The 12,659-nt window shown below is 38.4% G+C and carries 16 protein-coding genes; 6 read left to right on the plus strand and 10 right to left on the minus strand.

Annotated elements, in window-relative coordinates; genetic code table 11:
• The first annotated feature begins 202 nt into the window (after window positions 1–202).
• Entirely contained in the window at window positions 203–850 is a 648-nt protein-coding gene (locus ABNX05_RS16350) for an RsfA family transcriptional regulator (protein WP_349660683.1), read from the plus strand.
• Between the two features lie 59 nt (window positions 851–909).
• Here ABNX05_RS16350 and lipL read toward each other — a convergent pair whose 3' ends face one another.
• The gene (gene lipL, locus ABNX05_RS16355) at window positions 910–1,743 is read right to left on the minus strand and encodes an octanoyl-[GcvH]:protein N-octanoyltransferase (RefSeq protein ID WP_349660684.1); all 834 of its coding nucleotides are present in this window, start codon (window positions 1,741–1,743) and stop codon (window positions 910–912) included.
• A gap of 157 nt (window positions 1,744–1,900) precedes the next feature.
• Between lipL and hemQ the strand changes: the two genes are divergently transcribed.
• Window positions 1,901–2,650 carry a hydrogen peroxide-dependent heme synthase gene (gene hemQ / locus ABNX05_RS16360; RefSeq protein ID WP_349660685.1) on the plus strand — a complete coding sequence of 250 codons (750 nt, stop codon included), beginning with the start codon at window positions 1,901–1,903 and terminating at the stop codon, window positions 2,648–2,650.
• Between the two features lie 42 nt (window positions 2,651–2,692).
• Here the strand turns inward: hemQ and ABNX05_RS16365 are convergent, their stop codons facing one another.
• Window positions 2,693–2,875 (minus strand): hypothetical protein, encoded by a 183-nt coding sequence (locus tag ABNX05_RS16365; RefSeq protein ID WP_079559343.1) that lies wholly within the window; start codon window positions 2,873–2,875, stop codon window positions 2,693–2,695.
• Window positions 2,876–3,635: 760 nt separating this feature from the next.
• Here ABNX05_RS16365 and ABNX05_RS16370 point away from each other — a divergent pair.
• Window positions 3,636–4,019 (plus strand): cell wall hydrolase, encoded by a 384-nt coding sequence (locus ABNX05_RS16370; RefSeq protein ID WP_386830027.1) that lies wholly within the window; start codon window positions 3,636–3,638, stop codon window positions 4,017–4,019.
• 21 nt (window positions 4,020–4,040) lie between these two features.
• Window positions 4,041–4,382 (plus strand): spore coat protein GerQ, encoded by a 342-nt coding sequence (gene gerQ, locus ABNX05_RS16375; RefSeq protein WP_349660687.1) that lies wholly within the window; start codon window positions 4,041–4,043, stop codon window positions 4,380–4,382.
• 269 nt (window positions 4,383–4,651) lie between these two features.
• Here the strand turns inward: gerQ and ABNX05_RS16380 are convergent, their stop codons facing one another.
• The 5 genes from ABNX05_RS16380 to ABNX05_RS16400 form a co-directional block, all read right to left on the minus strand.
• Complete coding sequence (locus ABNX05_RS16380) at window positions 4,652–5,830, minus strand: M20 family metallopeptidase (protein ID WP_349660688.1); 1,179 nt, start codon at window positions 5,828–5,830, stop codon at window positions 4,652–4,654.
• A gap of 215 nt (window positions 5,831–6,045) precedes the next feature.
• Window positions 6,046–6,426: a DUF423 domain-containing protein gene (locus tag ABNX05_RS16385; RefSeq protein WP_349660689.1), complete on the minus strand. Its 381-nt coding sequence runs from the start codon at window positions 6,424–6,426 to the stop codon at window positions 6,046–6,048.
• 25 nt (window positions 6,427–6,451) lie between these two features.
• Window positions 6,452–6,718: a YwdI family protein gene (locus ABNX05_RS16390; protein ID WP_349660690.1), complete on the minus strand. Its 267-nt coding sequence runs from the start codon at window positions 6,716–6,718 to the stop codon at window positions 6,452–6,454.
• Window positions 6,715–6,894: a uracil-DNA glycosylase gene (locus ABNX05_RS16395; protein ID WP_349660691.1), complete on the minus strand. Its 180-nt coding sequence runs from the start codon at window positions 6,892–6,894 to the stop codon at window positions 6,715–6,717. The genes ABNX05_RS16390 and ABNX05_RS16395 overlap by 4 nt, the downstream gene beginning before the upstream one ends.
• A 180-nt stretch (window positions 6,895–7,074) precedes the next feature.
• Entirely contained in the window at window positions 7,075–7,752 is a 678-nt protein-coding gene (locus tag ABNX05_RS16400) for a uracil-DNA glycosylase (protein ID WP_349660692.1), read from the minus strand.
• 342 nt (window positions 7,753–8,094) lie between these two features.
• Here ABNX05_RS16400 and thiD point away from each other — a divergent pair, with 342 nt between their 5' ends.
• A complete protein-coding gene (gene thiD / locus ABNX05_RS16405) occupies window positions 8,095–8,925 on the plus strand; it encodes a bifunctional hydroxymethylpyrimidine kinase/phosphomethylpyrimidine kinase (protein ID WP_349660693.1) in 831 nt (276 codons plus the stop codon).
• Between the two features lie 68 nt (window positions 8,926–8,993).
• On the opposite strand, the gene ABNX05_RS16410 is transcribed toward thiD, so the two are convergent.
• The gene (locus ABNX05_RS16410) at window positions 8,994–9,473 is read right to left on the minus strand and encodes an acyl-CoA thioesterase (RefSeq protein WP_349660714.1); all 480 of its coding nucleotides are present in this window, start codon (window positions 9,471–9,473) and stop codon (window positions 8,994–8,996) included.
• A gap of 234 nt (window positions 9,474–9,707) precedes the next feature.
• On the opposite strand from ABNX05_RS16410, the gene ABNX05_RS16415 reads away from it, so the two are divergent.
• Window positions 9,708–10,034: a hypothetical protein gene (locus tag ABNX05_RS16415; RefSeq protein WP_349660694.1), complete on the plus strand. Its 327-nt coding sequence runs from the start codon at window positions 9,708–9,710 to the stop codon at window positions 10,032–10,034.
• A gap of 669 nt (window positions 10,035–10,703) precedes the next feature.
• Here the strand turns inward: ABNX05_RS16415 and ABNX05_RS16420 are convergent.
• Entirely contained in the window at window positions 10,704–11,066 is a 363-nt protein-coding gene (locus tag ABNX05_RS16420) for a DUF779 domain-containing protein (protein WP_349660695.1), read from the minus strand.
• A gap of 21 nt (window positions 11,067–11,087) precedes the next feature.
• Window positions 11,088–12,608 carry an acetaldehyde dehydrogenase ExaC gene (gene exaC, locus ABNX05_RS16425; RefSeq protein ID WP_349660696.1) on the minus strand — a complete coding sequence of 507 codons (1,521 nt, stop codon included), beginning with the start codon at window positions 12,606–12,608 and terminating at the stop codon, window positions 11,088–11,090.
• Window positions 12,609–12,659 lie beyond the last annotated feature (51 nt).

Raw genomic sequence — 12,659 nt, forward strand, 5'->3', positions numbered from 1 at the left:
ATCAAAAATTCGTCTCTATTGAACGTATGACTTTCACATATTTAAGTATGTAGCATACGTACAAACCTACAACGGGTATTGTATCGCATTATTCCCCTTGTATTCAAGCATAATTCCTTCCACATGGATGAATAAAAGGTTAAAAGATTGGTCATGCTAGTTGTAAATAAAAAGTTCCAAATAAAGGTGGGAGGATTTTAATATGAGTAAAGTTAGACAAGATGCTTGGTTAGAAGAAAACGATGAATTGTTAGCAGAGGCGGTTATTCGCCATGTGACGGAAGGTAGTACACAGTTAAATGCCTTTGAAGAAGCTGGTGATGCTTTGAATCGTACTGCTGCTGCATGTGGTTTTCGTTGGAATGCTGTTGTTCGTAAAGAATACGAGGAACAATTATCAGAAGCAAAAAAGGAAAGAAAAGAAAGAATGCGAGTGTTGGGAGCTCCAGCAAGACGCCGTGCTTCTAGTATGTTTACAGTTAATAGTAGTGCCGCAGAGGGTAAATCAATTCCTCTATCTGCATTAAATCTTGATATTGTCATAGCCTATTTATTACGTTTACAGCACTCTGGTGAAATAGGTAATGAGTCTACAAAATGGAGACAGCTAGTACACGTAACATCTGAGAAAAATAAAAAACTAGAGAAAACCATTACACAGCTAGAAGAAGAAAATAGAGCTATTCGAAAAGATTACGAGCAATTTGTACAAATTATGAACCGTGCTAGACGACTAGTCACACTAGATGAAGAGGACGAACGAATTGCACCTGTTTTCAAAATGGAGAAAAACGGAAATCTCGTTGTAAGTAGCCCTTATACACAAGAAAATGGCGATGCGCTTATTTAGCAGCATCGCTTTTTTTTGCAACGATCTCTCATTGACATCCGCTCAAGGCTTTCGCTTCATCACTTCGGTTCAAGCATTTTCGTATTTCGTTCTAAAATACGTTGTAAATAAAACGCATATAGCGTTATTTCTTCATCATGAAAAGATTCAACTTGAATTTCTTCTGCCATATTGTTAAGAAGTTGCTGTAAACGAAAAACAACAGCTTCCACTGTTAATGATACATCCATTAATTCAGACAATGACGCCATCACATCAGGGTCAATATTAGGATACGTAAATTTCGTTTCCTCTCCTTTTAGACTTTCCTCATAAAAGTCACGAATGAGTGCAGCTCGATCTGAACCGCTTCCTTCAACACATAAATAAATTTGCACTGCTACACCTTGACGTAAACGTCTCTGAGAAATACCAGCAAATTTCTTTCCTTTAATACTTAAATCATAGGAACCTGGACAATAGGAGCCTACAATTTCATAGGCTTCAATTTGATCTGCTACTTCAGGGAACAAGCTTTTTACTAAAGCTACCATTACATCATAGCCATCATTAATACTTAGCGCTTCCGTTTGTTCAGATAATACAATTGAAATATTCAGTACACCTTCATCCAGCACAACTGCTAATCCGCCTGAATTGCGTACAATAGGTTGATAGCCTTGTGCTTTAAGCAAATCCATGCCCTGCTGCACATATGGTAAACGGTGATCCTGAATACCAAGCACAACAGATGCATCATGTACCCATGTACGAATAGTTGGCGGAGAGGCTAATTGCCCAACTAGCTGACATAAAGTATCGTCTGTTGCAAAGGATTCAAGCGGCGATCTTTGCTTCGCGCTAATGGATTGATCGTAAAAACGCCAAATCGGCTGTTGTAAAATACTTTTCATGATTGGAGCTCCTCTATTTACATCTCTTCTCTTTAGAATACATTATCTATGGAAGGTGTCAAATTCGTGAAATGCAATCATGAACTTAGGGATTTTGTACAAACTATGATAAACTAAATTTCGAATGATATTCACTTATAAAGGAGTGTTTTTAATAATGAATGAAGCAGCTATTACTTTAGATGGTTGGTACGCTTTACATGATTTCCGCTCAATCGATTGGGCTTCATGGAAACTAGTTTCTGCTGAAGAACGCCAAGCAGCAGTAGAAGAATTCATTGCATATTTAGAAAAATTAAACGAAGCTGATATCGCTAAAACAGGTGCCCATGCATTTTACGCAATCGTTGGTCAAAAAGCTGACTTTATGATTATGACTTTACGTGAAACAATGGAAGAACTACAAGAGCTTGAAGCTGAATTCAATAAATTAGCGATTGCTGATTTTACAATTCCTACATATTCATATGTATCTGTTGTAGAGCTTTCTAACTATTTAGCAGGTGAGTCAGACGAAGATCCTTACCAAAATCCACATGTGCGTGCTCGTCTATATCCTGAACTTCCACGCGCTAAGCATGTATGCTTCTATCCAATGGATAAGCGTCGTCAAGGCAATGACAACTGGTACATGCTTTCAATGGATGAACGCAAATCGCTAATGCGTTCTCACGGTATGATTGGTCGTGGCTATGCTGGTAAAGTAAAACAAATCATTACTGGTTCTGTTGGCTTCGACGATCACGAATGGGGCGTAACTCTATTTGCAGATGACGTACTACAATTCAAAAAATTAGTATATGAAATGCGTTTTGATGAAGTTTCAGCTCGCTACGGTGAGTTTGGCGCATTCTTCGTTGGTAACCTTCTTGATCAAGAAAAACTTGTGAAATTATTAACTGTTTAATTAAATATAAAAATGCGAGTCCACCAATCGGACTCGCATTTTTTAATATTCGCTTTCTTCGCTGTTCTCTGATTCCAATATTAAAATAATTGTATGAATAAAAAAACCAGCTAGAATCATTAGGAAAACTAAATACCAATTATACGGTTGCTGATAGTACTCTGCTATCCCAACGGCGATGAATGCACTTATGATAATTGCTACAAACGTACCAAAAGTATGCATTATAACACTCCTTCATGAAAGCAAAAAAATAATTTTCAACTTTAGTATGTCACCGTTTATTTTTAATATACTTGCAAAACATCAGATTCCATTTATTCAATTAAAAAAATAAGAAAGTGTCATCGTAATGGACGACACTTTCTTATTTTCATATGACCGTGCTGCGCTTCAAGACCTTTCATCTTTAACTTTCAAAATTAATATAATCGTATTGATGAAAAATCCGACTACGATTATTAGTATAAAGAGATACCAATGGAGTGGCTGTCCGTAAAAACTCCCCACTAAAAATGCCAGCACAGCACTCAACAAAATACCTACCCAAACACCAATCTCCATACCCTGTCACCTCACATGTATTCAATACACATGCAATGCCCATCTCACGTTCCCCGATATAGTTTCTATTCTCTTTTTACCCATTTTTATACGCGTAACACCAAAGTTGAAAAGCATGCCATTTAATAGCTGGTAGATTCCTTGGGGGTTAGCTTCATTTCTGGTACTAACGTAGTAAAGAAATGAAGGATAAACATACACGGTCAGGTCTGTGCGATTCAACTCCACGTTATAGTCATGAATAAAAAATTTTTTTCGCCTCTTTTACATACGGCTCGTCATTATTAATATATGCTTAGCCATTTTAAACTGTGAATTTCTTTCATCGAAATTGAACATGTCTACGATACCATCATGCATATACTGTCTGCGAGGAGGAGTAAAAATCGCTGTTATCAAAACGAATGATGCACAAACAGCCATGCTAGCAAGGCTTATGCGTGCCGAGGCAGAGGGTGAAGGGAACCAAGGTATGCTGATGGTCGGCAATGTTGGCGTCAATCGTGTACGAGCAGATTGTTTAGATTTTACAGATGTTCGTACAATTGAACAAATGGTATATCAGCGTCCAGGGGGCTTTGAAGCGACACTAAAAGGCTACTTTTATCAGCGAGCACGTGATCAAGACCTTCGATTAGCAAGGAGAGTTATTCAAGGTGAAAGATTCCATCCAGCAACACGTTCACTATGGTTTTTCAGACCTGAGGGAGATTGTCCAGCACAATGGTATGGTCAGTGGAACACGGGAAGATTCAAAGCACATTGCTTCTTCTCGCCAACCGAAGAAGATTGTCCTCAAATCTAAAAGAAAGAAGGTTGATAACTTATGATGCCTTATTATTGGACACCGACAACGCAACAACAACAAATGCCTCAAGTGCCTCCACAGGTACTTCCTGGAGCACGCCAACCTGGACGGGAGCAATCGTATATTGAAAATATTTTTCGTTTGAATCGTGGAAAACCTGGTACTTTCCATTTTTCCTTCGAGCATGCGATTGAGCCAGGAAAAAACACGAAAGTAGTGCGAGGCGTTGTAGAAGCTGCTGGTAGAGATCATGTTATTTTACGTGAACTCAAATCGAATCATCGTTTCCTATTCCCAATGATTTACTTTGATTTTGCTGAATATGATGAGGAAATGGCATACTTTGACCAAACTCCATAATTGAAATGAGCTATTCATAAGTTCGTATTTTCTAAATTCCACTCCTCAATAGCAAGGAGGACCGAGCAAAAGGGTGCTCCTTCGCTACTTCTTGCTCATACTTCGTTGCAATACAGTTTCGTTGTGACTCCCAATTAGGTCTCATGTTTTTGATTGCCCGCAAATGTTTTTCGTATGAAACGAGGAATCTACGTGGGCATTTACCATTAAATAAAAATTAGCATGGTAGGATACTTCCTAGCATGCTAATTTTTATTTAATGGAGCTAACTATTGATTTTCTTGTAAAAATTGCAATGTTGCTTTTCCTAAAGTTTTGGCAGCAATCAACATTGCACGTTCATCAAAATCAAAGCGTGCATGATGATGAGGATATGCCACTTCCCATTCTGGCTTTTTAGCACCCGTGAAGAAAAATGTACCTGGTACATTCTCTAAATAATACCCAAAATCCTCACCAATCATAAATGGTGGGCACGTTATAATATTTTCTACTCCTGGTATATCTACCGCAAGTTGTGCAACAAATTCTGTTTCTTTCACATGGTTGTAAACAGGTGGATAGCCCCTCGTATAACGATAATTATAGCTTGCACCAAAGGCTAAACAAGTAGCATTTAAAACGGCCTCAAGCTCTTGCTCCATTTGTTTGCGTACCGGCTCCTCAAAAGTTCGGACTGTTCCAGCTAATACTACTCGCTCTGCAATCACATTAAAAGGATTAATGGCCTCAAAATGACCAATTGTTAAGACGGCTGATTTTAATGGATCGATACGTCGAGATATAATCTGCTGTGCATTAACTACAAACTGTGACGCAAGAGTAACTGCATCAATAGAATGATGAGGCTCCGCACCGTGACCACCTTTACCTTGAATCGTAATTTCCACTTTATCCGCGGCAGCCATAATTGCCCCATCTCTCACCAATATATCGCCCAATGGCGTTGGTGCCCATAAATGTGTACCGAAAATAACGTCTACTCCTTCTAGGCAGCCATCTTCAATCATAGGTTTTGCTCCACCTGGCGCCATTTCTTCTGCATGCTGATGAATGAAAACTACATTGCCCGCAATATCATCTTTCAATGCATGAAGCACTTTAGCAAGCACTAGTAATGTCGCAGTATGACCATCATGTCCACATGCATGCATTTTACCATCTACTTTTGACTTATAAGGAACGTCATTTTCCTCCTGAATGGCTAATGCATCAAAATCAGCGCGTAATGCTACTGTTTTACCTGGCTTCCCTCCATATAAAGTTGCAACAACACCCCGTCCACCTACATGCTCACGAACCTCATGTCCTAACGCTCGATGAAAAGCCGCTACATACGCTGGTGTTTCCACTTCCTCAAAAGATAATTCCGGATATTCATGTAGATGACGACGAATCGCTACCATTTCATCATAGTTATTATCTAGTAAAGTAAAAAGCTTCTCCATATCACAAAACCTCACTTCTTATTTGTCGAACTTATTTGATAATTATAGTGTACTATAAATCCTTACAAAAACAATAGGAATTAAAACTACCATTCTATAGTAATTATATTGTTGATCCGGAAGAAAAATTCTCTTGATTCATTACTAGTTGTTATCCGTAAAAAACAAAAACTCCCTCACACATAGTGTGAAGGAGTAAATTTGTAGTCTGATTTTTATCGAGCATGTTTAAGCGCAGCTACTATAATTAGAACCCAGCCAGTTAAAAATAGAACACCACCAATTGGTGTGATGGCACCTAGAACTTTAACGCCGCTGATTGCCAGTACATATAAGCTTCCCGAAAAGAAGACAATCCCTAGGTTGAAAAAGATTCCTGCTAAATTTAACTGCTTGACCTCACCTAGTATTTTAGAGCTCATCAATAGTCCAATGATAAGGATTGCCGTAGCTTGAAACATCTGGTACTGCACAGCTGTTTCCCAAATCCCACGACTATAATCGTCTAGAACTTCTTTTAAAGCATGTGCACCAAATGCACCTAGTGCCACTGCTAAAAAGCCATGAAGTGCACCTGTCACGATAAATTTTTTCATATCATTTCCCTACCTTTAATCATGATTAAAAGTCAAAAATTGAATCGCCATTTGCTCCGTCTTCTTCTTCAATTTTTGCTGTATATAAACTTGGTTGCTTCGGCTCTGACACTAGCATTTGTGGCAAATGTTTTGACTGCGCTTTAGAAATGCCGTCAGATGTGTCTAATACCACATCGCATAATGCTCGGATTGCTGTTAAGGCTTCACGAATTTGTTGTTCGTCTCCAGTATTTTTGACACCGGATAATTGTTTTTCAAGTTGTTGAATAACGGCTTGATAAGGAATCATTGCATTCCCCCACTTTCTGCTTTTGGCATAAATTTCAGACAGTCTGTGCCAGAGGATTGTTTAACGACAACGGATGGTATTTGCTTTGTTTTAAAGCCATACGCTACACAAGCCCGTGGAGTTTGCGGGTCCCATGTTACTTTAAAATATTGACATTTGAAACAATTCACCTTCATCGTTGTCCCCCACTTTCTTCTATTATTAAATGTAACACGAAACGATAAGCGCTTCAATTTCGCTTTAACGAGCCGCTTCGCTTTCGCATAGAAAACATTTGTTGCTGACGCTTCGCTTTCGCACAGAAAACATTTGTTGCTGTCGCTACACAAACATTTACTTAATGAAGATAAAGAACACTAAGCTAGGAACCAATCAATCGGTTGCTCTCCCCATTCCTCTAGCTGTGCATTGATTTTCGAGTATGGTTTACTGCCAAAAAACCCCCGATAAGCACTTAGTGGGCTTGGATGAGGCGCTTCTAAAATAATATGTTGCGTTGAGTATTGACCAATTAATTGTTTTTTTCGTTGTGCTGGTCTACCCCAAAGTACAAAAATAACGGGTTTATCTCTAGATGCTAATTTATCGATGACAGCATCCGTGAATTGCTCCCAGCCTTGTTCTTTATGGGAATTCGCCTCGCCTTCACGAACAGTTAATACAGTATTTAATAACATTACACCTTGCTGTGCCCATTTTGTTAATGTTCCGTCTGAAGGGATTGGACAGCCAAGATCATCCTGTAACTCTTTTAGCATATTTCGTAAGCTTGGTGGATGTGAGATTCCTGGCATGACCGAAAAGCTTAAGCCATGTGCTTGGTTTGGTCCATGATAAGGATCCTGACCTAAAATTACGACCTTCACATCTTGATAAGCTGTTGTATAAAATGCATTCATTATATCATTCATCGGTGGATAAATTGCTTGTGTTGAATACTCATGTTCTACAAATTGACAGAGCTTTGTAAAGTATGTTTTTTCTATCTCTTCTGCAAGTATTGCTTGCCAATCATTCGGGAATGCTTGTTTCATCTTAATATAAGCCCCTTTCTCTTCTTACAACGGTACAAAAAAATAATGTCGAATTCAAGCTTCAATTCAATTATACATTGGCATCATTAAGTCCAAAATCAGTTTTAGTTTAGGCCTTCATAAGGACTGTATTTTTTCTTGCAGGTCAGTTATGGATGGATGCGATGATGTTAAGCTAACACCCTATATGAACTCCTTTCCTATATATAGGCGGAGATTTCTACTGATAGAAGTTAAACTGACCATATAAAAATATATAATACTGACTATTTTTATACAACCAGGATAAGACTATACTAGATGATAATTTTAAAAATTCCATCTATAAAGGAGATCTTCCACATGGTTCTTAAAAAAACTTTAACGATTGCTGGTTCAGATACATCAGGTGGCGCAGGTATGCAAGCCGACCTTAAAACATTTCAAGAGCACGGCACATACGGCATGGTGGCATTAACGGTTGTCGTAACAATGGATCCAAACGGTTGGACTCATAACGTAACGCCATTACCTACAGAACTTTTGCAAAAACAAATCGATACGGCTCTGTCAACAGGCATTGACGCAATAAAAACTGGTATGCTGTCAACGGAAGAGATTATTCGTATTGCAGGTGATGCTATTGCGAAATCTGGTACGACAAATGTTGTTATTGACCCTGTAATGGTATGTAAAGGAGAAGATGAAGTATTGAACCCTGGTAACACAGATGCAATGATTCAACATCTTTTACCATTAGCTGCAGTTACAACACCTAACCTGTTTGAGGCTGGACAATTAGCTGGGACTGGAACACCGAAAACAATCGCGGAAATGAAAACAACTGCTCGTAAAATCCACGAACTTGGTGCTAAAGCTGTTGTCATTAAAGGTGGAAAAGCGCTAGCTACTGAAAAAGCGACTGACTTGTTTTTCGACGGTGAAAAATTCTACTTATTAGAATCTGAAAAAGTTGCTTCTACTTATAACCACGGGGCTGGCTGTACATTTGCTGCTTCAGTAACAGCAAACTTGGCAAACGGTCTTTCAGTAAAAGAGGCTGTAATTGAAGCAAAAGAATTTGTTTCAGCTGCAATCGCTCACGGTTGGGCATTAAATGACTATGTAGGACCAGTTATGCACGGTGCTAAATCTCGTTTTGGCGCACCACAAGTAACGGTGACTGAAATTTAATGACGAAAGAGGCATCTGAAGATCAGATGCCTCTTTTACATATAGTGGTTCTCCATCATTTCGAGCTGTTAATCCCATGGATTGTTCATCGAAATGAATTTGGCCAAAGCCTTACTTTCCTTTTTACGCTCTGCACGCGCTTTTGCTCGTACAGCTGCGGTTTCATGTAGCTTTGTCTCCTCTACTGTTTCCGGAATGACAGATGGAACTGGAGTTGGTTTATTATTTTCATCTAATGCAACAAAGGTTAATAATGCTGTAGCAGCTACCTTTCGTTCACCCGTTTTCAAATTCTCAGAAATAACCTTTACGAAAACCTCCATTGAAGATGTTCCTGTCCACGATACATATGATTCGAAATATACAGAATCAGTTTGGCGTATTGGATGCAAGAAGTCTACTGAATCCGTTGAGGCTGTTACACAATCTCTACGACTATGCTTCGCAGCAGAAATTGAAGCTACTTGATCGATATCACTCATTAATCGACCACCAAACAGTGTATTATGATTGTTAATATCATTCGGAAAAACCCGACTTGTACGCATGACTCTTGATTCTTTACAATATTTAAAGTCTTTATTCACATCTATCCCCCCTAAAAACGACTGTTTATTTTCACTATATTGCTCTAATTTTCCATAAAAATCAAATAAATTGACAGAAAATTAAGAAATTCACACTTAGAACCTAGGGGATTATTACTCAAATGTAAAAAGCTCAGGACAAGATACGCTACTTCTTCCTATACCATATATTAGCTGTATATGGGAGGGAGAAAAATGAAAAGACGTAAACAACAAAACATAAATGTTGATCCAACTAATCTAGGTGGTCAAGAAGCCGGTCTCCTAGGTGAAGGCACAGGTATTCTAGCTGGAGATATAACGTCTACCAAAGTAGAAGTGATATCTTCAATGATTTTAACAATAGGATATTCATTAGCAACCCTCTCCACCATTTTAGCATTGCAAGAGGAAGAGCAACTGGAACAAACAAGAACCTCAAACGCACAAAATCAAAATTTACAGTTTAGAAACATGCACAAGCATCTACAACATCTCAACAATCGTCTAGATTCCATTGAACGAAAACTCAACCGATATTAACAAATACATACTCCCAAAAACCAAACATTATAAAAAGCCGCGATTCTCCGTCATAAAAGAGAATCGCGGCTTTTTACTATACTATGATAATTAGCTTTCCGTCTTCTTTCCTTGCCGTGTCCATGCATAAAATGTTAAAGGAACGTCATCTATTGTACCAAGATAGAATTCGTTATTACCTAGTTTTAAATTCCCTTCAACACTATGCACTTCTTATCCGTCAATTCAAGAAGATATCGTGGTCGCAGTATCTTTTCGGTTGTGAAACCTCAAACAATACAAAACGACACATTTTGTACAAAATTGCTTTCACCTTTATTATATTGATATATTTCAATATTTTTTTCAAGAATATTGCTCGATACATCTTCATAGATTAAAGGATGCCATCAATTATACTTCGGCATAATTGCGTCTAGATTCGGCTTTATGCTTAGGCCTATATGAGGGTTGACACGATGTCGACCATTTCGGTAATGCCACAGGACGTGGCGTTCTTAGACTGAGATCCTCTATTTCAGCAAATGTCTATTAAACCGAAAGCGTAGCGACAGGTGCAGGTGTTTGGACACCCGCTGAAATAGTAACTTAAACTCGCATTCATCTCACCATCTATAGTGATGGGAGACTTCCTTACCTGTCGCTACACAAAACATGCGCTGAAAGAAGTTAAAAGAGCTTTATTACTTCTTTATACTCTTCTGTTGTGAATACTCTAGAGTTCGTAATGAAATGCATATTTTCAACACTATCTAAAGAAAAACTTGCACCTCTTCCCTCAATCGCATGAATAATCAATTGCGTATGCTTAATATATTCATATTGCGCTCTATGAATGTAAAAAGGAACGTCACCTATTTTACCAAGATAGATATCGTTTTCACCAATTTTAAAGTCTGCTTCTACATAACACATCGGTGCAGAGCCATCACAGCAACCCCCAGATTGATAAAACATGATAGCGCCATGCCGACTCTTAATTAGTTCTATCAAATTTAAAGCCTCTATTGTTGCAGTAACTCGTTCTACCATGTTGTTATTCATCCTCTGGTATTAGAAAAATCCTTGTGCTTCTTTTTTGTAGCTCACTAAAAGGCATTTAGTTTGTTGGTAGTGATCTAACATCATTGCGTGGTTTTCACGACCGATACCAGAAAGTTTGAATCCACCAAATGCAGCACCTGCTGGATATTGATGATAAGTATTTGTCCACACACGACCAGCTTGAATAGCTCGACCTGCACGATATGCAATGTCACCAGAACGTGACCAAACACCAGCACCTAAACCATATTCTGTATCATTTGCAATTTCCATTGCTTCATCGAAATCTTTGAATGTAGTTACGCCAAGCACTGGACCAAAGATTTCTTCTTGGAAGATTCGCATTTTATTATGACCTTTGAATACTGTTGGTTTAATGTAGTTACCGCCTGCAAGATCGCCTGCAAGAATATTTTCTTCTCCACCAATTAAGCACTCAGCACCTTCTTCTTTACCAAGTTTTAAGTAAGAAAGGATTTTTTGTTTTTGTTCGTTAGAAGCTTGAGCACCCATCATGACTTCGGTATCTAATGGATTACCAATTTTAATAGCTTTTACGCGTTCTATTGCTAGTTCAATAAATTTATCGTAAATGGACTCTTGAACAAGTGCACGTGAAGGACAAGTACAAATTTCACCTGAGTTTAATGCGAACATCACAAAGCCTTCAATTGCTTTATTTAAATATTCATCATCTGAAGCCATTACGTCCTCAAAGAATACGTTTGGTGATTTACCCCCTAGCTCTAACGTTACAGGAATAATATTTTCAGTTGCATATTGCATAATTTGGCGACCAACTGCTGTTGAACCAGTAAATGCAATTTTTGCAATTCGTTTGTTCGTTGCAAGTGGTTTACCAACTTCAACACCAAAGCCGTTTACAATGTTAAGTACGCCTTTTGGTAGGATATCTTGAATTGTTTCAATTAACACTAATAATGAAACTGGCGTTTGCTCAGCTGGTTTCATCACAATACAGTTACCTGCTGCAAGTGCAGGAGCAATTTTCCAAGCAGCCATTAAGATTGGGAAATTCCAAGGAATGATTTGGCCAACTACACCTAGCGGCTCTTGGAAGTGGTATGCAACAGTGTCGTTATCTATTTGTGTTGTACGCCCTTCTTGTGCACGGATGACACCTGCAAAATAGCGGAAGTGATCAATTGCTAAAGGAATATCTGCGTTTAAAGTTTCGCGAACTGCTTTACCATTATCCCATGTTTCTGCAACAGCGATCTTTTCTAAGTTTTCTTCAATACGATCTGCGATTTTATTTAAAATAGATGCACGCTCAGTTGCGCTTGTTTTCCCCCATGCATCTTTTGCTGCATGTGCTGCATCAAGAGCAAGCTCAATATCTTCAACTGTTGAACGAGCTGCTTTTGTGAAAACTTGACCTGTTACAGGTGTTTTATTTTCAAAGTATTGCCCTTTTACTGGAGGAACCCATTCGCCACCGATAAAGTTATCATATTTTTCTTTGAAATTTACTACTGCGCCCGGAGTATTAGGATTTGCATAAATCATAGTATCAATCTCCCCATATTTTATTTATGAAACCGCATACAAATTATAACG

The sequence above is a fragment of the Lysinibacillus zambalensis genome (genome assembly GCF_040183165.1).
Lineage (GTDB): Bacteria > Bacillota > Bacilli > Bacillales_A > Planococcaceae > Lysinibacillus > Lysinibacillus zambalensis.